At 42.6% G+C, this 21,551-nt stretch carries 24 protein-coding genes and 1 pseudogene; 22 read left to right on the top strand and 3 right to left on the bottom strand.

Annotated features, from left to right (window positions below):
• Positions 1 to 8 precede the first annotated feature (8 nt).
• The 10 genes from VXQ11_RS02970 (at position 9) to VXQ11_RS02925 (ending at position 5,715) form a co-directional block, all read left to right on the top strand.
• Positions 9 to 296 carry a hypothetical protein gene (locus VXQ11_RS02970; RefSeq protein ID WP_064102104.1) on the top strand — a complete coding sequence of 96 codons (288 nt, stop codon included), beginning with the start codon at positions 9 to 11 and terminating at the stop codon, positions 294 to 296.
• A gap of 49 nt (positions 297 to 345) precedes the next feature.
• Complete coding sequence (locus tag VXQ11_RS02965) at positions 346 to 1,119, top strand: phage antirepressor KilAC domain-containing protein (RefSeq protein WP_064102105.1); 774 nt, start codon at positions 346 to 348, stop codon at positions 1,117 to 1,119.
• Positions 1,116 to 2,063 carry a helix-turn-helix domain-containing protein gene (locus VXQ11_RS02960; protein WP_416705400.1) on the top strand — a complete coding sequence of 316 codons (948 nt, stop codon included), beginning with the start codon at positions 1,116 to 1,118 and terminating at the stop codon, positions 2,061 to 2,063. Before VXQ11_RS02965 ends, VXQ11_RS02960 begins: the two co-directional genes overlap by 4 nt.
• 59 nt (positions 2,064 to 2,122) lie before the next feature.
• Positions 2,123 to 2,602: a hypothetical protein gene (locus VXQ11_RS02955; RefSeq protein ID WP_416705399.1), complete on the top strand. Its 480-nt coding sequence runs from the start codon at positions 2,123 to 2,125 to the stop codon at positions 2,600 to 2,602.
• A complete protein-coding gene (locus VXQ11_RS02950; protein WP_174894461.1) occupies positions 2,599 to 3,252 on the top strand; it encodes a hypothetical protein in 654 nt (217 codons plus the stop codon). The genes VXQ11_RS02955 and VXQ11_RS02950 overlap by 4 nt, the downstream gene beginning before the upstream one ends.
• A gap of 73 nt (positions 3,253 to 3,325) precedes the next feature.
• Entirely contained in the window at positions 3,326 to 3,781 is a 456-nt protein-coding gene (locus VXQ11_RS02945; RefSeq protein ID WP_416705398.1) for a hypothetical protein, read from the top strand.
• On the top strand, positions 3,778 to 4,443 hold the full coding sequence (locus tag VXQ11_RS02940; protein WP_416705397.1) for an adenylosuccinate synthase: 666 nt from the start codon (positions 3,778 to 3,780) through the stop codon (positions 4,441 to 4,443). Before VXQ11_RS02945 ends, VXQ11_RS02940 begins: the two co-directional genes overlap by 4 nt.
• A 110-nt stretch (positions 4,444 to 4,553) precedes the next feature.
• On the top strand, positions 4,554 to 4,751 hold the full coding sequence (locus VXQ11_RS02935; protein WP_416705396.1) for a hypothetical protein: 198 nt from the start codon (positions 4,554 to 4,556) through the stop codon (positions 4,749 to 4,751).
• Between the two features lie 7 nt (positions 4,752 to 4,758).
• Positions 4,759 to 5,184, top strand: coding sequence for a DUF1064 domain-containing protein (locus tag VXQ11_RS02930; RefSeq protein WP_416705395.1), 426 nt, complete (start codon positions 4,759 to 4,761; stop codon positions 5,182 to 5,184).
• 9 nt (positions 5,185 to 5,193) lie between these two features.
• Positions 5,194 to 5,715 carry a hypothetical protein gene (locus VXQ11_RS02925; protein ID WP_416705394.1) on the top strand — a complete coding sequence of 174 codons (522 nt, stop codon included), beginning with the start codon at positions 5,194 to 5,196 and terminating at the stop codon, positions 5,713 to 5,715.
• 124 nt (positions 5,716 to 5,839) lie between these two features.
• Here VXQ11_RS02925 and VXQ11_RS02920 read toward each other — a convergent pair whose 3' ends face one another.
• Both VXQ11_RS02920 and VXQ11_RS02915 read right to left on the bottom strand, forming a co-directional pair.
• Entirely contained in the window at positions 5,840 to 6,478 is a 639-nt protein-coding gene (locus VXQ11_RS02920) for an FMN-binding negative transcriptional regulator (protein WP_416705393.1), read from the bottom strand.
• A 148-nt stretch (positions 6,479 to 6,626) separates the two neighbouring features.
• Entirely contained in the window at positions 6,627 to 7,556 is a 930-nt protein-coding gene (locus tag VXQ11_RS02915; protein WP_416705392.1) for a DUF2971 domain-containing protein, read from the bottom strand.
• Between the two features lie 378 nt (positions 7,557 to 7,934).
• Between VXQ11_RS02915 and VXQ11_RS02910 the strand changes: the two genes are divergently transcribed.
• The 7 genes and pseudogenes from VXQ11_RS02910 to VXQ11_RS02880 all read left to right on the top strand — a co-directional run bounded on the left by VXQ11_RS02910 (position 7,935) and on the right by VXQ11_RS02880 (position 14,897).
• Positions 7,935 to 8,621 carry a hypothetical protein gene (locus tag VXQ11_RS02910; RefSeq protein WP_416705391.1) on the top strand — a complete coding sequence of 229 codons (687 nt, stop codon included), beginning with the start codon at positions 7,935 to 7,937 and terminating at the stop codon, positions 8,619 to 8,621.
• A gap of 88 nt (positions 8,622 to 8,709) precedes the next feature.
• The gene (locus tag VXQ11_RS02905) at positions 8,710 to 10,371 is read left to right on the top strand and encodes a terminase (RefSeq protein ID WP_416705390.1); all 1,662 of its coding nucleotides are present in this window, start codon (positions 8,710 to 8,712) and stop codon (positions 10,369 to 10,371) included.
• 13 nt (positions 10,372 to 10,384) lie between these two features.
• Positions 10,385 to 12,682 (top strand): hypothetical protein, encoded by a 2,298-nt coding sequence (locus tag VXQ11_RS02900; protein ID WP_416705389.1) that lies wholly within the window; start codon positions 10,385 to 10,387, stop codon positions 12,680 to 12,682.
• Positions 12,683 to 13,125: 443 nt separating this feature from the next.
• Positions 13,126 to 13,563, top strand: a complete 438-nt coding sequence (locus VXQ11_RS02895; protein WP_312602748.1) for a DUF6367 family protein — start codon at positions 13,126 to 13,128, stop codon at positions 13,561 to 13,563.
• Positions 13,564 to 13,660: 97 nt separating this feature from the next.
• Positions 13,661 to 13,852, top strand: a complete 192-nt coding sequence (locus tag VXQ11_RS02890) for a hypothetical protein (RefSeq protein ID WP_416705388.1) — start codon at positions 13,661 to 13,663, stop codon at positions 13,850 to 13,852.
• A 17-nt stretch (positions 13,853 to 13,869) separates the two neighbouring features.
• Positions 13,870 to 14,175, top strand: a pseudogene (locus VXQ11_RS02885) (Gp49 family protein); the annotation flags it as partial.
• A gap of 359 nt (positions 14,176 to 14,534) precedes the next feature.
• Positions 14,535 to 14,897 (top strand): hypothetical protein, encoded by a 363-nt coding sequence (locus VXQ11_RS02880; protein ID WP_312602749.1) that lies wholly within the window; start codon positions 14,535 to 14,537, stop codon positions 14,895 to 14,897.
• A gap of 799 nt (positions 14,898 to 15,696) precedes the next feature.
• Here VXQ11_RS02880 and VXQ11_RS02875 read toward each other — a convergent pair.
• Positions 15,697 to 16,671 carry a hypothetical protein gene (locus tag VXQ11_RS02875; RefSeq protein ID WP_416705387.1) on the bottom strand — a complete coding sequence of 325 codons (975 nt, stop codon included), beginning with the start codon at positions 16,669 to 16,671 and terminating at the stop codon, positions 15,697 to 15,699.
• A 118-nt stretch (positions 16,672 to 16,789) separates the two neighbouring features.
• On the opposite strand from VXQ11_RS02875, the gene VXQ11_RS02870 reads away from it, so the two are divergent.
• From VXQ11_RS02870 to VXQ11_RS02850, 5 genes are all read left to right on the top strand, one after another.
• The gene (locus tag VXQ11_RS02870; RefSeq protein WP_416705386.1) at positions 16,790 to 17,545 is read left to right on the top strand and encodes a restriction endonuclease; all 756 of its coding nucleotides are present in this window, start codon (positions 16,790 to 16,792) and stop codon (positions 17,543 to 17,545) included.
• 176 nt (positions 17,546 to 17,721) lie between these two features.
• Positions 17,722 to 18,756 carry a hypothetical protein gene (locus VXQ11_RS02865; RefSeq protein WP_416705385.1) on the top strand — a complete coding sequence of 345 codons (1,035 nt, stop codon included), beginning with the start codon at positions 17,722 to 17,724 and terminating at the stop codon, positions 18,754 to 18,756.
• Positions 18,757 to 18,776: 20 nt separating this feature from the next.
• The gene (locus VXQ11_RS02860) at positions 18,777 to 20,069 is read left to right on the top strand and encodes a DUF4043 family protein (protein WP_416705384.1); all 1,293 of its coding nucleotides are present in this window, start codon (positions 18,777 to 18,779) and stop codon (positions 20,067 to 20,069) included.
• A gap of 56 nt (positions 20,070 to 20,125) precedes the next feature.
• Entirely contained in the window at positions 20,126 to 20,602 is a 477-nt protein-coding gene (locus VXQ11_RS02855) for a hypothetical protein (RefSeq protein WP_416705383.1), read from the top strand.
• A gap of 87 nt (positions 20,603 to 20,689) precedes the next feature.
• A complete protein-coding gene (locus VXQ11_RS02850) occupies positions 20,690 to 21,550 on the top strand; it encodes a RyR domain-containing protein (RefSeq protein ID WP_416705381.1) in 861 nt (286 codons plus the stop codon).
• Position 21,551: the final 1 nt, after the last annotated feature.

The following is a 21,551-nucleotide window of genomic DNA, read 5'->3' as shown; positions in this document are numbered from 1 at the left end:
GAATAATCATGACTAGAAAAAAATCAGAGTCTCTACTGACTCTCGGGAAAAAAACTGTGTGTATGCCAACACATTTGCCCGAACAGGTAGCGGAGCATATTGCGAAAGAGGCATATGAACGTGGTTGGTCAAATAGCCAGTATTTAAGGTGGTTAGCCATGTTGGATATGAAGCGCTGTGAAGATGATAAGAATCTTATGTCACAGGTAACAGGAATACCGAGAGAACGCTTTGACTTATTCGAACAAAAGGAACAATCCGAACGGATCGACTATTCAGACAAAGAAAAAGCCTGATTTACGAGATCAGGCTTTTTAAGTGTTTCAATCTCTGGAGATTAAAACGATGAATTCAATTCCGCAAATTCAGCCTAATAATACCACACAGCCAGTGACCATGTCATCAGTGGAACTTGTTGAATTTATTAACAATCACCGCAAAGAAGTTGCAACTGCAGAAAAGCCATATGTCGAACTTCGTCACGATAGTTTTATGGTAAAGGTACCTAAGGTTTTGGGTGAAAATCAATCTCCAAAATTTATTGGAAGTTACCAGGACGGGCGTGGTCGTACATATCCATGCTACCGCTTTCCAAAACGTGAATCCTGTCTCTTGGCCATGTCATACAGCTATGAGTTACAAGCTCTGGTTTTTGACCGTATGACTGCCATGGAAGAAGCACTCAAACAATCCGTTGCACTACTTCCAGACTTCACTGATCCCGCTGCTGCAGCACGTGCCTGGGCAGAACAATTTGAAGCCAAGCAATTGGCACAACAGCAAATTGCCGAGTTAGCACCTAAGGCTGAAGCACTCGACACCATAGCGGACACCACCAATACCTACTGTTTACGGGACTGTGCGAAAACCATCGGCATCCGTGAATCCGATCTAATCAAACTTCTGATAGACAAAAAATGGATCTATCGAGATGCGGATCGCAAGCTGCAGCCGCATGCTCAATACGTTTTGAACAAGGTATTCACCAATCGTACGTCACCAGTGATCGTGAATCGCATTGATGGGAAAGAACGCGTTTTCTTACATATGCGCGTTACTGCATTTGGTCTGACCCGCATTACTGGGTTGGTCAACAAAAATAGAAAGGTAGCTGCATGAGTTTAGACGCAACCACCTGGGCATGGAAAGTGCGCCAGAAACAAAAGCCTGGCGGAAGTACTAAACCTCTTAAGCGATTAGTCCTTCTGTCACTGGCTGACCGAGCAGGTGAAGATCACTGTGCTTATCCGAGCGTTGCACGTCTGGTGGAAGATACAGAGATGGATCGCAAGACTGTGCTTAAGATTATTGATGAGCTGATTCAGGATGGATTGATCGAAGATACTGGTGAAAGAAAGGGCAGAACCAAGCAGGTTAAAGTCTATCGTTTGGTCGGTGTTAATGGCCGTGAAACAGTCCCAACAATGGAATCCTTTGACGCTGAAACCGAGGGTTTAAAGGGTACCAATATTGGAACAGTCCCAACAACGGAACAGTTCCAACGTTCCGCGGAAAGAGTCCCAACGTTCCGTGGAAAGAGTCCCAACGTTGGGACACGGAATCTTTCAAAGAATCTATCAATAGAATCTAAAAATAAAAAATCATGGTTTTGTTTTAACAAACTTCGTGAAGAAATATTTTTGACCGATGACAGTATCGATTTTGAAATCATCGTGGATTCAAAATGGATTGAACGTGAAAAACGTGCCTTTGAAAGTTACAACGCTGAAAAACCAATGAGCGATGAGCTGATGATTTATCACTTCGCTGACTGGGTGATCAACGCATTCAAAAACAAATACTCGAGTAAACCGAATTCTGAAAAACCTGCAGGTACGAAATACCAAAGCCAGCACCTTTCTGAAAAACAGATTTTTGTATTCGCTGAAAAACTTTCACACCACCCAGAGTTCACAAGCAAGTTCAGTGAACCAGGTGAGACTTACGAAAAACTTGCTGCCCGTATCGCCGTGAAACTCAAAGATCCGGCCCAGGCCAAGAAGTGGGAAGGTTATTTAAAACAGGTTGGATTTAATGGGGATTTACCTGATATCGCTGCATAACACAGGCAGATTCAGGATCTCTATCAAAAATTAATTAAGCATCTTCGAGGGGAATTGAGATGACTTTACAGCACATAGAAGCACAAAAAGCAGCACGTTACGTGGGGAATTGTTCAGAGAAGCAGGCGCAACGTCGTGCACTGGATGAAATGCTAAAGGGGTACAAGGGGAAGATCACTGAGTTACCAGGGCCAAACTTTAAACCGCGTCCCGTTCACCACCATTGTGAAGATCCAAATGAGTTTTGCGGTCTGATCAAATTAAGCCGAATCAAGAACTGGTTCAATGCCGGCACTAAAAACCTGTCACGTCGCAAGATGATTTTAAAGTTTGTGGATATGACTGAAGACCAGGTGTTGTATATCACCTTGCCAGCCAATGAGCAGAGCCTTAGTAACCGTGAGTACCGCAATATTATGAATGCGATGCCACTGGTTGAAGCAGAAGAACAGCGTTTGTTAGCTGATATGACCAGACCTTTGCTGGATCGCCAGCCTGCTGTTCACCAGTCAGCTTTTGATTTTGGGGATGTGTCGTGAAGAACAGATTTTATTTAGCGTGTTTCCGGGACAATGTTGGATCAAATGTTAGTTTTCAGTGTAAAGAATTTAAAGGGTATCACACTGATATTGATCAGGCTCATGAATGCACCCTTGAAGAAGCACAATGGGAATTTAATCATGCCCGAGAGTATGACTTGCCGTTATCCGCTGATCATGTTGATGCATTAGCGGTCTGGAAGGTTGATCATCAATACATTCCAAATAAGACCCAGCCATTCACAGATATTCACAACACATATGTGGCTTTTGAAGAGGGTATCTGGGATGGAAACGATGTGTATTGGTTAATTTCAGAGAATCAAAACACTTCTACTGACTTTGACCAGGCCTACGTTATGGGCGCAGAGAAAGCGAAAAAATTAAGCTCTCGTTTTGTTGTGATTCCCTTTGATCTGGCAAACAAATCTAAACGCAGAACTTTTGATTTTAGAAAAGTAGATAAACGCACGATGGTCCAAGGTGCAGGATTAATAACGCCTATACACCTAAAAAAAGCAAGTCGGAGAAATCCGAATCCAATGACACGCTTCAACTGTCCTGAATGCGGAAAAATTAACTGGCAGCACAATCCTTATGACTTTGATGGATGTAATCACTGCTGTCATGGCTGGAGCGGGGTTGTATGAAAGATCTAAACAAGACATTGCTGTTTATTTTTATGTTGATCGGGGCTGCTTTGGTGAGATTAGGGGGTGGGGTGTGAATAACGATTCCAATATTGCCCGGGCTATGTGCCTGGTACCACATCACATGATGCTGGCTTTCATGCAGGGCAATCACAATAAAATTATCGATGATAATGCCTACTGGAACATGCTGGGTACTGCATGGAAAGCTGGTGGCTGTTTTAAAGATCAAAACGATTGGATGGTGATGTTTCGCAGTAAACGCAGAAACCGTCAGAAAATTATGAAAACCAGCGAACGTCGTGAGTTTGCACGGTTGCCTAAAAAGTTGAAGGCATACCGGGCCTATGCGGATCCAATTGAAATTGAGCAGTCAATTTGCTGGAGCTTGGATAAAAAGTTTGTTGAGCGATATGCCAAGGCGAAAGACCTGCAGATTGCAGAATGCACGTTTAACCGTGATGACGTATTTGCTTATTTTAACCGTCGTCAGGAGTCTGAAATTCTGGTGTGGAGGAATGAACCTTGAACCATCGTGAATTGTGCGAAGTCGGCGCTCGATTTTTAAAGCGTCCTGAATCTGCAAATGGCCATGGCTGTCACTTCACTATCGTTGAGGCAGCATGTTATGGGGAAAACCCGGATGTGTTTGGTGTGCGTCATGGTTTAAATCGAAATGGTATGGGGACATTTTTACTTGAAGCTAAGACAAGTCGCTCTGACTTTCTGGTAGATAGAAGCAAACCTCATCGTCTTAATCCAGCACAGGGTATGGGTAAATATCGTTATTACATTTGCCCAACCGGTTTAATTAAGCCTGAAGAACTCCCGGAAAAATGGGGCCTGATCTATGTCAGCCCTAAGGGGATTTGTAAGGTAGTTGCTGGTGTCCTGGCTGTGCCAAAAATTAAGAGACTCAACCCATATAGCAAAAAAAATGAAAGCTGGCCGGACCATCGAAAAATTGAAGAGAATCTTGAATTAATGGCCTTTGAAGAAAGAAATATTCAAAACGAAATGAATCTTCTGACTATGGCCTTGGCCAGATTAAAGGATCCAGAGCAGGTTCTCTACATGCAAAGGAATTATTCAAAACTTGAAATGCATAACCAAACCTTAGAACGAAAAGTACGAAGTTTGGAAAGAGAAATCAGCCTTTCAAACGCTTCAAATGTTTTATCAAGAAATTAGATGAAAAGAATTACTTGATCTTTTTTCAGACAGCAAGACGTTGCCGTTCCATATAGCGTTACATGATCAGACCACGAAGAAATATGAAAATCCAGATTAAGGGGAGCAACATGCGTCATAAACCAAATTCTTTACATTTTGCATTGACGGCTTCAGGCATGTATTTCAACTTTGAACGTCGTGTTATGGCGGCTCTCAAGCTCACCACTGAAAAGGCAGTCACAGGGCTGCCAGAAGTCAAAACTTTGGATGAACTCATGGCAGAAAATACCGGGCTAGTTTGTGCCTGGGATCTGGCTGCTGAATAAATAGCCTATGCCAGCGGTATTGACTGATCGGGAACTTCGGAAAGCAGGCTTGGGGCACTTATGCGCCAAGCCTGCACCCGATCCGAAAAAGAAAACCCCAAAATACAACAACACCAAGACTGAAAAAGATGGTCTTAAGTTTGATTCAAAGAAAGAGGAACGTCGCTACACCACTTTAAAAGCCATGGAACGTAACGGAATTATCCAGGATTTAAAGATGCAGGTTTCCTTTGTACTGGCACCTAAGGTGAGATTCAGCAATGAATCACGGGCTAAACCAGAGCTACGTTACGTTGCAGACTTTGTTTATATGCGTAATGGCCGGCAGACTGTGGAAGACGTTAAGAGTGAAGCAACACGTAAAAAAGATACTTATCGTATTAAGAAGCACTTGATGATGTCGGTGCATAGCATAGAGATTATTGAGGTTTAAGGGGGAGACATGGCTGAGCGCAAGAGACATACAGACGCAGAGCAGAACGATGAAAAAAAGTCATCGACTATTATGATTTTTGAAGCATGTGTGGATCTGCATAACCAGGGGCAAATTATTACACGTGAAACTCTGCAGATTGCATTGCCACATCTTACCCGGGGGCAGATTGACGATCGCTTAAGTTATCTGGTGGATACCAATCAGGTAAATCGTGTTGAACGTGGCGTTTATATGCCGGTGCAGCAGCATCGTCCTGCACGCATGATTACCAAGACAGTGCTTAATGACGGTACGGTAAAGATTGAAATTGGTGATGATATTGTGCTGACCTTAACACCTAAAGAAGCACGGGATTTTGGCTGTTTAATGGTAAGTGATGCCATGCAATACAGCAATATTGAGATGGGTCGTAGCATGAACTATGTCACCAATAATATTGCCACTCAGGTAGGAAAGTTAGCGCGTAGTATTGAACGAATCCATGAAGCTAAGATTCAAGGAGGGCTGTTTGATGGAAATGGTGCATAAGTTGCCTATCACTCAGGTATAGGAACAGACGTCATGCGACACAAGGTTTTTTGTTAATAATGTCATAAAGTATATAAGCTCACATAATTTTGATTATGGTTACCTTTAGAAATTACTAAGTAATTTATGTTTCTTGTATATTTGAAATATTTAACATTAGACTACTTAAATCGCTTTTACCCTTTGAATCTAAAGCCATAGCTATACTTGAAATATCATTTTTAGTTCTATTTTGACTTAATTTAAATTTTCCAACTAAGTCTGTAATCTCAATTTCTATCCCCACAATATGTTTCATTCTTTCACTAATAAAATCATATGGTGCATCTGTCATTTTCCAAGGAAAATCTTGATTAGACTCATGTTCTCTAGTAAGACGGGCTAGAATCCCTCTTAATAATTTTTCATCTTCAATAATTCTGGCTTTACCTTTTGCATGAATAACTACGTAATTCCAAGTTGGAACAACTTTATGATGTTCAAATTTTCCTACATACCAATTAGGAGAAATATAAACATCATCAATGCTAAATATTACAAGTACGTCGGAATCATTCTTTAAAACTTCGGCTAAAGGATTCTGTCTCGATATGTGAGCCAGTAATTTACCAAAATTGCCTTTATCAGACACTACCTCAAAAGGAAGATGATTAGCATCTAACTCACCATTCGAATATGTTACGACACAACCGAAAGGATATTTTTTCACTAAATCATGAAGAAGATCTACTCGTCTTTCTTCAAAATGAGGGGGTAAGTACATTAGATTCTTTCTATAATTTTGAGATTGTATTAAATCAAATTAATGTAACTGAAGGTTGATTATCAACCCCTATTTAATATAGAAGACTGCCGGTAGAAATTAATTTTAAGGAATTGGCTAAATGTAAATTACATATAGCCATTAAAACTTAATTTCTAGGTATAACACCAATATCCTTTAGACATTTATCGAGACGGTCATCCTTAAGAATTTGTCTCATCTCAATACCATATCTAGAATTAATGTATTCCCCCTGGAGTATTTTTATTTCACCAAAGGAACTAAGTTCTGTCGTAAAAAGAAAAAATGGTTTATTACCATTAAACTTCCTCGTATCTCCAATTATCAATTGAATTTTATCTTTGTACTCTTTAGGACAACGAGGACCAAATATCACTCCAAGTATGGAGTTTGGATCGTGATACAGAATTCTATCCCTTGATGAGGGAGTAGAGTCTTCTATATGAGCATGCCTAATAGATTCAATTTCTATTGTGGTGAGTAATCTATATTCTTTTTCATAATCCCAGAAAGAATTTTTGATTAAACAAGAATCAAGTAAAACATTATTCTTATCAATTGCTGATTGAAGCAATGGAATACACTTATTCTTATTTAAGTATTTAACCTTCTTGTATTCGTATACTTCTGATTGATTTATCGGCGTTTGATAATGATGACGAAGCTCCAAAGTATTATCTTCTAAGGCATTGTAGATAACTACACAGCCTCTAAAACCTTCAGCATAATGCGCCCACATCATTGGCTCCAAAGGGTTTTTTGAGAAAGAGGCACTATAAACTCTATGATTTAAAGCTTTGCAAAGTTTATCTAATAATATTGTAGGAAGAAATTCAAATATGCTAGCACTGAAAGTTTCTTTTTCGATATCAGTTTTTTTATAGGTAATAAAGATTTTTTTTAATTCTTCTTTATATTTATCTATTAATATCTTTAAATGACTTATATCTAATATTGCTTCACCTTTAAATAAATTATTTAAACTTTCTTTAAGTGTTTGGTTTGTTATATCAAAATATTTAGATAATTCCCAATTTTCAAAAACACGCCCATTCATACTGGATTTCAAAGAGAGAACGTCCCCCCAATACTGCGCATTATCTTCGAAAAAGTATTGAACTTTCAAATCATGAGGGTCATTGAGTTCAGAAGTTTCAGAAAAATAGATCTCATTGTATCGAATCGCTTTTTCGAAAAAGATGTTGGACCGGTAATATTTAAAAAAAGTCTTGTATTTCATGTAAGTGATGAGTCTATATCTAGTTTTTTTAATTGTATTATCTTAGTAAAAATTTTGAAATGAATTCTAAGTACTTCTCAACCACTCCTGTGGCATCGTGGAACATATCAAGCCTGTACGCACTGCGTAAAACTGTAGGGTTCGACAGTACGCACTGCGCACTCCCATCATCACCTTGTAAGCAAAGGTGGTGTGATGTCAGAGAAGAAAACAGCTCCTGATTGGGAACGTATTGAAATCGAATATCGTGCAGGCGTGCAGTCTATAAGGCAGATAGCACAAGCCTTTGGCGTGTCTGATGGTGCTATTCGTAAGCGCGCAAAGACACAGGAATGGACCCGCGATTTAAACGGCAAGATCAAAGCAAAAGCCGAAGCAATAGTACGCACTGAGGTGGTACGCACTGAGGTACGCAACTCACCTGAATATAAAGCCACTGAAAAAGAAACCATTGACGCAAATGCCAATCTGATCGCCTGCATCCAGATCAATCAGCGTAAAGATATCCAACGTGCCCGAAATTTATGTATGGGTCTGTTCGATGAACTTGAGCACATGATCGGACTGGACAACATTGCACTGCTCGATGACTTCGGCGATGTCATGCGCAAGGAAGATGATAAAGGCCAGGACAAATTAAACGATCTGTACATGAAGATCATCCAGCTGCCGAACCGGGTGAAGTCGATGAAAGATCTGGGCGACACGCTCAAGACTTTGGTTGGTCTGGAAGTGCAAGCCTATGGCTTAGATAAAAAACAAGAAGAAAAAGCTGATGACCTGACTGCATTGATCAATCGAATTGCACAAAGCAACTCATCCACATTCCAGCCTGTAGCACATGACCCTGAGTTCGATAATGAAAATGGGGACGCTACGTGAATAAGACGACCAACGACCCACATCAAAATCATTTCATGCACGTACGTGCAATAAAACTGCACCATGATTGTGCAAAAGTGGTGATTATATGATTTATAACAACCACTTAGCGGAACTGCCCACAAATAAAGAAGAACTGGAAAGATGCCTTGCTGACCCGCAATGGCGTATTTTTTCCGGCTGTCTATATAAGATCAAAATTAAGGGTGATGACTTTAAGGATGAGCTGGGTAATGTCATTGAAGCCGATACCTTTGAGCTGCCATTTAAACCAAACGCTGCACAGATCAAATTTTTAAATCGGTTGTGGCACCGCAACATCATCCTAAAAGCACGTCAACTCGGTTTTACTACGCTGATCTGTATCTTGTGGCTGGATCATGCACTGTTCAATGCTAACCAGAACTGCGCCATTATCGCTCAGGACTTGCCGACGGTTTTCAGTATCTTCAAGGACAAGATCAAGTTTGCTTATGACAACCTGCCAGATGAAATCAGAGCACGCTTTCCTTTAAAAGCTTATAACAAGTCAGAAATTGAGTTTGGCCACAATGGATCGAGCATCCGTGTAGCGACCTCATTCCGTTCCGGTACCATCCACCGCATGCTGATTTCAGAGTTTGGTAAGATCTGTGCGAGTGATCCGGCTAAAGATGATGAGGTGATTACCGGTTCGATCCCAACTGTACCTACCAATGGTGTGCTGGTGATTGAATCCACGGCGGAAGGTCGTAACGGATCATTCTATGCAATGGTTCAGGCAGCACAGACCAACTACTTACTGCGCAAAGTCCTTACTTCCAAAGACTATCGATTCCATTTCTATGCCTGGTGGCAAGAGCCGAAGTACCGGATTGATTCTACACAAGTCACTATTTCAGCCAGAGATCATGAAGAACTGGATGAAGTTGAGCTGATCGTACGCCAGAAAATGGGGATCAAGATGCGCCTCGATCCTGATCAGCGTGCCTGGTATGTGCTGACACGGGACAATGACCTTCGTGGTGATAGTGCCAAGATGTGGCAGGAATACCCATCATTCCCGGATGAAGCATTCCAGGTGGCCAAAGACGGTAACTACTATGCCAAGGATATGCTAGCACTGCGTAAACGTGGTGGTATTGGCCAGATTGAAGTATTGGATGTACCAACTTATACCTACTGGGATATCGGGAATCACGACGGCTGTGCAATCTGGTACCAACAGGTGATGAATGGCCAAGACCGTTTTATTCGCTACTACGAGAAACATGGCCAAGATCTAAGACACTATGTAGCAGAGATCAAGTCACACGATTACATCTACCACACCCACTTCCTGCCACATGATGCAGCACACCAGCGCTTAGGTGACTTTAACAAGTCAGTCATGGAGCAGCTGGAAGAACTATTACCAGGGCATAACTTTGTCATTGTGCCGCGTATTACCCAGCTGATCCATGGGATTCAGTCCACACGTAAGCATCTAAAGAATGCCTGGTTCGATAAAGACGGCTGCAAATTGGGTATTGAGCGTATCGAAGGCTATCAGAAGAAATTCTCCAAAGCAGATAAATGCTTCATTGATCAACCGAACAAGGCCAATGGCTGTTCCGAAGGTGCTGATGCTTTACGTCAATGGGCACAGGCCAAGGATGCAGGGATGATCGAAGACATAGCAGACATGACGAGCCGTGTAGGGTTCGCAGAAGAAGAACCAAAACGCCAAGATAACTACAACGATGAGCCAGTCGACTGGCGACTAATGTAGAACAGGTAGCAGCATGCAGAATGATGAAAACTCAGTGACTGATACGCCAGAAGTTATAGATGAAATGGCATTGAACCTCCAAGAGCTCAATGAGATCCATGACGAGATAGAGCAGCAACCACACTGGCGTACGACTGCAGATAAAGAAATGGACTATGCCGACGGCAACCAGCTGGACAGTGAATTACTGACCCGGATGAAGCTGATCGGCATTCCTCCTGCCATTGAGAATATGATTGGTCCTGCATTGCGTGCCATTGAAGGTCATGAGTTGGAAACACGGACAGACTGGCGTGTGACACCCAATGGTGAGCCTGGTGGACAAGATGTCGCAGATGCACTGAACTATAAATTGAATCAGGCTGAGCGACTATCTAAGGCAGATAAGGCATGTAGTGATGCATTCCGGCCGATGATTGGCTGTGGTATCGGTTGGGTCGAAGTCAAACGTGAAGCAGATCCGCTCAAGTATCCATATCGCTGTGTTGCGGTGAACCGTAATGAAATCCATTGGGATATGAAAGCCCAGGAAGATGACTTGAGTGATGCACGCTGGTTGCGTCGTAATCGCTGGGTACATCCGCAGCGTCTTAAGATTGCATTCCCTCAGCATAAAGAACTGATAGAGACAATTGGCCGACACGGTGCTTTGTGGTGGCAGCATGACAGCATGATTGATGGTGGTAACTCTACCGGTCTGCGTAATGCCTGGGGAGATGCTCAGGCCTGGTCTAAGACCGAACGTTTCTGGTTCGATCAGGCTTCTAAAGAGATTAATGTCTCAGAGGTCTGGTACCGTCGTTGGGTAGAGCTGACCATGTTGCGCTTTGATGATGGCCGGATCGTTGAGTTTGACGAAAACAATCCAGCACATATTTATGCTGCAGCAAATGGTTATGCGATTCCTGAACGTGCACCAGTGGCTAAAATGCGTCGTAGCTATTGGATGGGACCACATTGTCTATATGATGGGCCGACACCATATCCGCATGAAAGTTTCCCATATGTCCCGTTCATAGGATTCCGTGAGGACAATACCGGCATTCCATATGGCTTTGTACGAGATATGAAGTACAGCCAAGACCTGATTAATTCAACACAGGCTAAACTGCGCTGGGGTTTAAGCTCGGTACGTGTGACCACAACACGTGGTGCATCTCAGATGACCCGTGGCCAGATTATGCAGCAGATTGCACGACCAGATGCATACATTGAACTGAATCAGCAGCACATGGCCAAGACTGGGGCAAAGTTTGAAGTTGAGCGTGACTTTGAATTGAATCAACACCAATTTAAGTTGTTGGAAGATAGCCGGATCTCAATTGAGCGTACCAGTAGTATTACTTCAGGCTTTCAGGGCCGTCAGGGTACAGCAACCAGTGGACGACAAGAGCAGCTGCAGATTGATCAGTCTAACCAGGCATTGCGTAAAATCATGGATCACTTTAAGGAATCTCGAACCCTGGTCGGTGAGTTATTACTTTCTATGATTGTAGAAGATCTGGGCAGCAAGGAAGAAGTCGTGGTGATCGAAGGTGATGCGATTACTGCAGAGCGTCGTGTGCATATCAATAAGCCTGAGACAGATCCAATGGGTTATACCTATCTGTCTAATGATGTACAGCGTACCCGGATCAAAGTCATTCTTGAGGATGTGCCAAGTACCAGTGGATTCCGTGCACAGCAGCTTGCAGCCCTGTCCGAAGTTACCAAGTCATTGCCACCGAATATCCAGCAGACGATTCTACCATACCTTATTGCGCTTACAGATACGCCGTTTAAGCGTGACATCATTCAGTCGATCCGTGATGCGGTGGATGCGTCGACACCAGAGAAAGTGGAACAGCGTATTAAGGATGCTGTGGCTCAGGCACTGAAAGAATCTGGCAATGAGATCAAGCTACAAGAACTGCGCTTGAAAGAGCGTAAGACAGAGAGTGATATCAAGTTGGTGGATGCTAAAGCTGTACAGACAGGCGTTCAGTCACAATACAGTGCAGTTCAAGGAGCAGTACAAGTGGCTCAGGTACCACAAGCTGCACCAATTGCCGATATTATTATGCAGGGTGCTGGGTATCAGCGACCTAATCCAATGGGTGATGATCCGAACTTACCTATCCCTGGTGAAGTAGCAGCACGTGATATCCGTTCACCATATCTGGAAGGGGAAGGTGCTCAGATCGGGAGTGAAGGTATTGCCGAGATGCAAGTACAGCAGAATACATCACCAATGAACCCACCGGTACCGCAGCAGCCATCTACTGGGTTGCAAGGAATTGAGACGGCGCGGACCAGTGATAATCTTGGTTAAAAGATAGCACAGCTGAAGGATGAGCCTGCTTCAGCTGTAAATCCCGTTTATTTGTTAAGCTGTTTTGTCAGCTTATAAATCTTCCAAACTCTGATGCAAATTGATGCTATCGCTTTAACAGTCATAGTATGGGGATCTACCACAGCGCACAAATCAATAATCAGATTACTGACATGCCACAAGAGGAGTAAAAATTTCAAAAGAAATTACCTATAACAGGTTTTACTCAATATTGTGTATTAGCCTCCGCTGTGACCTCCGCCTGAAGACTTCGGCGCCAACTGTTTATTTCTAGGTTCCATGTCGGCGAAGTCATTTTATATGGCAACAATATAAATGCAAGAATATTTCATAATACTAAAGTATTAAATTTATTGTACTTTTCATTGAAATTGTGAATTTACACCATATATTGATTTTTTAATTTTGATAAAAGGTTATACATGAAAACTTTCGAAGAGTTTCTGGCAGAACAAATAGATGAACCAGAATATTTTTTAATTGAGGTTCCTGAACAGATTCTGAAAACACTTAGTATTGCTTTAGAAAGCCAATGGCAACCATATGACAATAAATGGAGTTATAGAGTCGATCCAGCCGATCCAAGCTTACCTCTACAAAGACATGTGCATATAGCCCAAAAAAAGCATACTTCTAGTAAAACCAAACAAGTTTCATGGAATAAGGATGGAACTAGACATGACAAAAAATCTTTCAATGACACCGTCGGGCAAACTAAAAAAGTGAGAGAAATTGCAAAAAAAGTTTTAGGTTTATCTTCCTCAATTAACCTCGAAAGCATTGAAAATACGACAGAAGACAAATTATTACTCGAGTGCTTAATTGATGATCAAGAAATCAAAATATTACTTATTCAGTAAGTTTAATTGAATACCATCTAACCGCCTTCTTTTTGTACAGCATAACGTAAACCGCCACAGCATCATCATCCTCATAGTCTTTGAGATGATGATGCACATGAAAAAAATAATTCTTCTGATCCTTCTCAGTTTGCTGGCCTTTTCATTAATTCTCTATCGAGTGGAACGCTTAGGTCTTGCTGCGGTCGTCATTTCCTTGACGATCTGCGCCCTGATCATCATGGCTGCGTCGTACCTGATGGATCATGCATATATCAAAGACATCAATTCTAAAGATCACCATAAATAATTCACCAGGAGACATTCATGTCGCATACAGATGAACAGATGGAACAAGAGATTCAAGACAAAGGTTTGGAAGCTCCACGCGTCACACTTGATCAGATCAAAGAAATGATGAAGCGTGTGCAATACGTCTTTGATCAACCAGAATTTACGACCTCTACATTCGCTCATGCATTTCTAGATGGTGATTTCTATTTAGCAACTGGCCATACCGCTTGTGTATCCAAAGAAAACTTTGATGTGTCGCTTGGTATTAAATATGCCCAAGAAGAAGCGGAAAAGAAGACACAAGATAAATTATGGGAACTGGAAGGATACAACCTGTATCGTAATCCGATGATGGAATGCAGCAAAGCATGTGGCGAATCGCCAATTCATTTGGTCGAACTGAAAGAACCATTCGACCATTTGCAATATGAACAAGATATGATCGATGCACATAACAAGTTGCAGCCGTGGGAAAAGATTCCGACGCTGAAGATATTGCCATTGATCGGTCCAGTAACGTTTGACTTCAAAGAAACATTGACCAGTGACCAGTTGGATTATTGGCAATGTGTGATTACAGTGAATATTTTGGAAGAAGGTGATACACCCAGTCCACAAATCATAATGAATGGCATCACCGAAGTTGTGGCATTTGATAGTGCGATTAGCATGCTTAAAGAAATGGCTTATAAAAATGAATGGGTGCTTGGTTGAGTTATAACAACGTTGGTGTCATTGGCATACCATTCAAACTTTCTGCATTGACCATGGCTATAGCTGTGGCCTTTGCAACTCAGCCAGAGCAGGAAGATGAGCCGCACTGGTTGGATGTAGAGGAAGGGCCACTTTGCGAACGCTTTGATAACTTCCTCAATAGCTGGACTAATGATACTGAGTTCACTATTGAACATGAGTCATCTGATGCACTGGATTTGTACTGTATGACAGCCGATGGTATTCCGTTCTCATTCCGTCGTATAGAGGACCGTTATAGTCTGCTATTCGATAATGAATCGGAAACGATTCAGCAGGAAACCTTCGAGTTTTTGTCGAGCAATTAAAATTTTTACCACTTTGATCTGTTTGTATTTTTTTTATACACCTCGTCGTAAACCGGCGACTTACTATAAATACATCGGGTGGTGTTGAGCATCGTTCGGTGAACAAGCCAAGGTTTGTTTAATCTCCATTGACGGTTCGGAAAGACGAGCATATTGATTGAATCCACAGCTGATGTGGTGGAGTGATGTAAGTAGCAACTGGGGCTAGACCGCAGGCAAAGCAGAACCACAAGAAATCGTTTGTACCGTGCGCTTGTCAATCAAAATGAAAGCTGACCGATAAGGACTACTCCCAATGTGTTTAGTGCCGTAAAGAGGTTTTCTGACAGCCTGGAAAGACAGGCAAACCCATCTGATGAGCTTGTGAGACTCAAGCGAAACCGAAAGGTCATGGGACAGCGCACCATTGTAGCGTAGGTGATAAAAAGCCATGCAAGCGATGAGGACTGCCGAAGGGATGTGCGACGTACTTCGGATGGCATAGCACAGTATTGACCGATAAGTTTTTCAGTTTGAATGAGTCAAAAACGCCGCTATGGGCACAATAAAAACTGATGACAGCTTGGAAAGACAAGTAGAGCGTTGCTATCTCTTAAAACTACTGCCGGTTCCCCTCGATGTTATTCGTAGCATCTTGTGGGAACGAATCCTTGGCCACAGGCGGTGTGTGTGCTTTCGCTTCTTCCCTCAAGTTGCAATGCACAGTAGGTTCGAATCCTACGCTCAGGGCTAGATAACGCTGTGGGTTCTTACCCTTTTGCCCACCTTTCCCCAAGGGTGGGCTTTTTTATTAGAAAGCTCAAATTTGAGTTATGCTGTTATCTATTTGTTTACGTAACCTAAGACCTTTTCTTTGCCGGTCATTAATACATGAGTGGACATAATCGATATCAGGTCTACCAAGGATACAAACCAGTAGTCGGCAAATTAAATGCTGCATTTCTAGTATGACGTTAATTTGTTTTCCATCTGGCTGATTATTACTGTAGATGGCAAATCCAAGTGGTTCATCAAAAAATAATGCCTCATGCATAGTATCGTTACGGACTCTAGATATTTGTGATCCATTGCCAAGAAGAACAGCCCATTCTGGTATACAAATTCCAAACTGTTCGCACATCCATTGTATGCGTAAAGCATGAGGCATTCTATGATCGGGTTTTGGATCTGCTTTTCTCTCTATAAGTTTGTAACAGGTGTCCAGCCCCATATAAAGGTATTGAAACCGCTCAAAGGGTAGGTTATGCGGATATTGAGCTACAAATAATGCATGAATTGCAGCAGAAATTCGCTTTGTAGCACGAAAGCTATCACGTTCTGCTTCCAAATAGTCCAGCGCCAGTTCAATCGCGTCTTCAATAGTGCATTGTGATAGTACAAAGTCCACCAGTTTTCCTTTTTTGACTGGTGTCGCATCGAGAAACCCTGCCTCAGTAATAGTCAAACGCATGCCTGTGAAAAAAGATAAACACCAAACTATGAAATCAATATCTTCTATGTTGTCACTTGTATGGAGAGTGAGCTCATGGGTTTTGGGCATGCCAAATACACGAGCATTGTATGGACGATAGCTCGTTACCCCACTGAAATCTATATTTTGTTGGGCACCAGAATACATCCAATCTTTATGAATATCTGGATCATTCTTAACAGCAGCTACAATTTCCTGAAAGTTAGATAAGGTTTTAATTGAGAAACGTTCATTTTCAATATTTATAGACTCAGGGTAATAACCGAATTTAGCTGATACACCAATAGATTGTTTTATTGTCATAAAATGGATCTCTTATTGATTGTAAGTAACACCCTATTCGAATGGTGCAATTATTAAATTAGTAGAATAATAAGTTATACTAAAATCTTATATAACTCAAAATATTAAGGTTAATTAGATGGCAATAAAACCAATTTCTGAAGAAGAATTTTCAGAAAACGTTATTAGAAGTTTTACTGGTCTAACGAAAGAGTATTCTTGGTATAAAAGTGATTCTTTGGATTTAGTTGGTGTAGTCGTAAAAGATACTATTGATAAGGATTGGGGGTATTTAGTATTTGCAAAAGATGAGGATAATGTTTATCGACCTCAGCATGTTGATGCAAGTCTTGCCTCACAGGTGAATGCTGAAACCGATTTATATGAAAAAATGCTAAATATAGAAAGAACAGGCAAAGTCACACATGAATTATATCAAAATCAAAAAGAAGTTCTTGATTTACCTAAGATTGAGATTATGTCTATTGATGATCATATAAAAGCATATTTTAAAAAACATCCAGAACAGCTATATAAACTCTCTCCTAGGAAATTTGAAGAACTTGTAGCAAGTATTATGAAAGATATGGGATTTGAGGTTGAGCTAACCCAAGCCACTAGAGATGGAGGACGAGACATTATTGCTTATATTCGAAATGGTCTCACGAGTTTTTTAGCACATATTGAATGTAAGAGATATGCCCCTGATAACAAAGTTAGTGTTGATATAATTAGAAGTGTCATAGGTGTGCATCATATGCGACACGCAAATAAAAGTGTCATTGTCACAACAGGATTTTATACGCAACCTGCTATTGAAGAGGCGAAATCATATGAGCACAGTTTGGATTTGAGAGATTTTCATGATTTAAAAGCTATGCTAGCTAGATACTAATACTTAACCGCCAATTGGCGGTTTTTTTATGCCTATCCCTAGCCCCTGTGTAGGGTTCGACCATCTATTGCCATATCCCAAATACTCAAGCCTACGTTGAGCAATCGACAGCAAGCGACTCTTAAAAGTCAGCACTTCACCTATATGCGGCTACAGCGATAAGTGGCAGGAAAGGCATGAGTAATACAGAGCATTTAACGACAGACATTAACGCGGATGCTGATCAACAGAATCTGGGCGCAAGCTTATTAGAAGCTGCGCTATTTGGCGAGACTGCAGAACCAGCTGCAGAAACAGGTAGTGTGCCAGCCACTACACCAGAAGACGTAAAAGCAGATGCAGGGACAACTTCACCTGATCCGGTACCGTCAGAACCTGTGGTAACACCGCCGGCCACTGAACCAACGCCACCAGTTGAAGAAAATGCGGAAAATTCTGTGGTCTTGGCAAAGGATGGTAAACACACCATTCCTTATGAACGACTGCAAGAAACCCGTGAACAAGTACAGCAGTATAAGCAGCAAGTGGAACAACTCACTGCACAGCTAGCAGCACAGCAGACACCTGGTAACACTCAGGTCGCACAGCAGAATGCAGCTGTAGCAGAGGCAGTCATTGAGGCAAGTGGAAACAATGCTGATGTGATGGCCATGTTTGGTGACTTCTCGGAAGAAGCGATTGCCAAGGGAGTCGAAGCACTGGTGAGCCAGCGTGTATCTGCACAAGTGCAGAGCATGATGGATGCAGCCCTTGCACCGTTCAAGCAGCAGCAACAGCTGAGTGCGGAACAGCAACACTTTGCTTATATCGGATCTGCACATCCTGATTATGAATCGATTCCAGAATCGCAAGAGTTTCAGGCATGGAAAGATGCGCAACCCAGCTTTATACGCAGTGCCTATGACGATGTATTGAATAAGGGTAATGCAGAGCAGGTGGTTGAACTCTTAAGTTTGTACAAGTCCCAAAACAATGTCAGTCCAAAGGTTGATACACCAGCGCCAACACAGGCCATGGTGGAGAAAGCCAAGCAAGCTGTACAGAACGCTCCATCCAAAGTACCGCACAGCGTGACGGATCTACCTGCAGGTTCACCTGCAGCATTATCCGCTGATGAACGTTTATCGAATTTAAGTGGGCCTGAACTTCTCGCAGAAATGGAGAACTGGTCGCCTGATCAAGTCGAAGCGTACATGAGCCGTCGTGCATAAATTTGTTAGTGGAGAATACCATGACTGATAAAACCCATGCCGCATACGGCGATAAAACCAATATGATGCAACAGTCCGTTGGACTTTTTGCAAAAAGCTTACGTCGTAAAAGCACGCTGAACAACCTAGTTGGCCCAATGCCAAAAGGTGAAGGCAGTGCAGAAGCGACTATTAAAAAACAAACTTCCAAACACATGCCGATTGTACGTGTTCAGGACTTGGGTAAAGGCCTGGGTGATGAAGTTACCTATAACCTGATCCAGCCAGTAAATGCTTATCCAATCATGGGTAGCGAATATGCTGAAGGTCGCGGTGTCGGCATGTCGATCGTTGAAGATCGTCTGCGTGTAGACCAGGCACGTTTCCCTGTAGATCTTGGTAACGTTATGACGCAGATCCGCTCACCAGTAGATTTCCGCCGTATGGGTCGGCCAATTGCACAGGACTTGATGGATCGCTATAGCGATATGTCTCTTTTAGTTCATCTGTGTGGTGCACGTGGTTTCGTTAAAAACGTGGAATGGCCAATTCCAACTGAAGATGATCCGAAGTTTGCCAAAATTATGGTGAACAAGGTTCTGGCACCAACCAAAAACCGTCATTTTATGGTCGATGGCCAAGGCGTTAAATCATTTACCACCAATGCTGGTGAAGCATCTCTGGCAACTACAGACCTGTTCACCCTGGATACTGTGGATTCAATGAAGCAGGTGCTGGATGACATGATCCTACCGCCACCGTGTATTAAGGTTGAAGGTGATGATGGATCGGAAGATTCGCCATTACGTGTATGGCTGGTATCTCCAGCACAGTACAACTGGTTCGCAAAACAGCCAAACTTCCGTCAGTTCGTAGCTGATGCAGTAGCGCGTGCATCGAATGCCAAGTTGCATCCGTTGTTCCGTGGTGATGTGGGTATCTGGAATGGTTTCCTGATCCGCAAAATGTCACATGCCATCCGCTTCTTTGCAGGTAATGCAATCAAGTATGCAACGAGCTATACCTCTGAAGCAGAAGCATCAGCGCTTGTACCTGCAAGCTTTGGTAAAACGCATGCGGTGGATCGTTCCATCATCTTGGGTGGTCAGGCGCTTGCAGAAGCATTTGCTGCACATAAAACCTCAGGTGTGCCGTACTTCTGGTCTGAAAAGGGTGATCTGGATCATGGCGATAAGGCCGAGCTTTTGATCGGAACAATTCGTGGCGTGAAGAAAATCCGCTTTGATGTCGATGTGGATGGCGATGGTAGCAACATGCAGTACACCGATCATGGTGTGATTGCGGTCGATACCGTAGTGAAGATCCAAGGCTAAGGCTGAAACAGGGCTGAGTGATCGGCCCTCCGTCAAAATTTAGGAGTATTTAACTCATGGCGACAATTAAATGTAAGAGCGGATTTGTGAATCGCTTCGGTGGTGCAGTGCCATACGGCAACGTGACAGCCTTTGTTTTCTCATTGGCTACGAATGCGGCAGGCGCAGTATTGGATTCCAATTCCGATGTGGCAGTGGCTTCAGGTGATGTAATCGAGTTGGGTTTATTGCCAGTAGGCTTCCGATTGGATGATGCGCAGGTGCTTATCAATACGGCGATGACCGAAGCTGTGACTGGTTCACTGGGCTTTAAATATGCCGATGGTGTGGACTCAAGCGAAGTACCGCAGGATGCAGCTTACTTTATTAGTGGCGGGGCACTGGCGACCGCAGCGCGTTTACGTGCAACAGGTACCAAGTTAGTGACTTTGCCAAAGCCTGCGATTTTAACACTCACCACGGGTGGTGCGGCCAATGCCAAAGCATCGGACATCAAGGTTGTGGTGTCTGGTGAATTGACTGGCCCGCGTTAAGTAAAAGTATAAAAACATGAAGTTTATGGGATGGATGATTTTCAGCGAGTCACCATCCCTTTTTTATATTTCACATGAGGAATCATTATGAAAATCGCTTTATTGGCAGCAATTGCACATGGAATGAATCTGGCATATTCCGCATCACTGGGCGATCAGTCTCATTTACCCTGGGAAGAAACCTCAGAAGAACTGAAAAAAAGTATTGAGTACGGCGTAAAGCTGCATTTAGAAAACCCGCATACCACACCTGAACAGTCACATGAATCATGGCTGGCACAGAAAGAGGCGGATGGTTGGGTCTATGGCGAAATCAAAGACCTTGAAAATAAAACCCATCCTTGCATCCTGCCATATGAGCAGTTGCCAGCAGAGCAGAAAACCAAAGACTATTTGTTTAAAGCGGTAGTGACTTTGCTTAAAGACCTGCCAGATCCTGATGACGTATCAGCATTGAATGGTGAGTTGGTTAAATTACAACTTCAGGTGACTGCACAGAAGGCCAAGCCTCAGTCTGGTAATGCTGCACCAGTTGCAGGTGTGACGATTGTTTATCAGGGACCAAAAGAACAGTTCCAAGATAACTTGTACGGAACCAAGTTGGTATTTAAACGTGGTGAATCACGTACGGTACCCAGCAATTATGCCAAGCAGTTCCTGAGTCATCCTGAATTTAAAGAAGTGGAAGCAGGTGATGCACCTGCAGCTGAAGGTACGGATGATACTGCAGCGATTCTGGCCCAGCAGGAAGCCCAGCAAAAGCAGGAGCAGGAACGCCAAGATCGTATCTTCAATGAAGTTGAGTCAATCAAGCAATTTGGTACCAAGAAGGCTGTGACGGATTACATCGAAGCGAACTACGGTGAAAAGGTAAATCCTAACTCATTCAAGCTCGATGAGCTGAAAGACAAAGCGATTGAAAAAGTACGTCAGTTTGGAGCGATCTAAA

It is taken from the genome of Acinetobacter sp. 197, from assembly GCF_048148385.1.
In the GTDB taxonomy this organism is placed as follows: Bacteria; Pseudomonadota; Gammaproteobacteria; order Pseudomonadales; family Moraxellaceae; genus Acinetobacter; species Acinetobacter pecorum.
Note: the sequence above shows the minus strand (reverse complement) of the source record. Positions and strands in the feature narration are given on the sequence as shown.

Coding starts and splice junctions, on each gene's coding strand:
- VXQ11_RS02970 (WP_064102104.1), top strand. CDS start 9: ATGACTAGAAAAAAATCAGAGTCTCTACTGACTCTCGGGAAAAAAACT.
- VXQ11_RS02965 (WP_064102105.1), top strand. CDS start 346: ATGAATTCAATTCCGCAAATTCAGCCTAATAATACCACACAGCCAGTG.
- VXQ11_RS02960 (WP_416705400.1), top strand. CDS start 1,116: ATGAGTTTAGACGCAACCACCTGGGCATGGAAAGTGCGCCAGAAACAA.
- VXQ11_RS02955 (WP_416705399.1), top strand. CDS start 2,123: ATGACTTTACAGCACATAGAAGCACAAAAAGCAGCACGTTACGTGGGG.
- VXQ11_RS02935 (WP_416705396.1), top strand. CDS start 4,554: ATGCGTCATAAACCAAATTCTTTACATTTTGCATTGACGGCTTCAGGC.
- VXQ11_RS02930 (WP_416705395.1), top strand. CDS start 4,759: ATGCCAGCGGTATTGACTGATCGGGAACTTCGGAAAGCAGGCTTGGGG.
- VXQ11_RS02925 (WP_416705394.1), top strand. CDS start 5,194: ATGGCTGAGCGCAAGAGACATACAGACGCAGAGCAGAACGATGAAAAA.
- VXQ11_RS02920 (WP_416705393.1), bottom strand. CDS start 6,478: ATGTACTTACCCCCTCATTTTGAAGAAAGACGAGTAGATCTTCTTCAT.
- VXQ11_RS02915 (WP_416705392.1), bottom strand. CDS start 7,556: ATGAATGGGCGTGTTTTTGAAAATTGGGAATTATCTAAATATTTTGAT.
- VXQ11_RS02910 (WP_416705391.1), top strand. CDS start 7,935: ATGTCAGAGAAGAAAACAGCTCCTGATTGGGAACGTATTGAAATCGAA.
- VXQ11_RS02905 (WP_416705390.1), top strand. CDS start 8,710: ATGATTTATAACAACCACTTAGCGGAACTGCCCACAAATAAAGAAGAA.
- VXQ11_RS02900 (WP_416705389.1), top strand. CDS start 10,385: ATGCAGAATGATGAAAACTCAGTGACTGATACGCCAGAAGTTATAGAT.
- VXQ11_RS02895 (WP_312602748.1), top strand. CDS start 13,126: ATGAAAACTTTCGAAGAGTTTCTGGCAGAACAAATAGATGAACCAGAA.
- VXQ11_RS02890 (WP_416705388.1), top strand. CDS start 13,661: ATGAAAAAAATAATTCTTCTGATCCTTCTCAGTTTGCTGGCCTTTTCA.
- VXQ11_RS02880 (WP_312602749.1), top strand. CDS start 14,535: ATGGGTGCTTGGTTGAGTTATAACAACGTTGGTGTCATTGGCATACCA.
- VXQ11_RS02875 (WP_416705387.1), bottom strand. CDS start 16,671: ATGACAATAAAACAATCTATTGGTGTATCAGCTAAATTCGGTTATTAC.
- VXQ11_RS02870 (WP_416705386.1), top strand. CDS start 16,790: ATGGCAATAAAACCAATTTCTGAAGAAGAATTTTCAGAAAACGTTATT.
- VXQ11_RS02865 (WP_416705385.1), top strand. CDS start 17,722: ATGAGTAATACAGAGCATTTAACGACAGACATTAACGCGGATGCTGAT.
- VXQ11_RS02860 (WP_416705384.1), top strand. CDS start 18,777: ATGACTGATAAAACCCATGCCGCATACGGCGATAAAACCAATATGATG.
- VXQ11_RS02855 (WP_416705383.1), top strand. CDS start 20,126: ATGGCGACAATTAAATGTAAGAGCGGATTTGTGAATCGCTTCGGTGGT.
- VXQ11_RS02850 (WP_416705381.1), top strand. CDS start 20,690: ATGAAAATCGCTTTATTGGCAGCAATTGCACATGGAATGAATCTGGCA.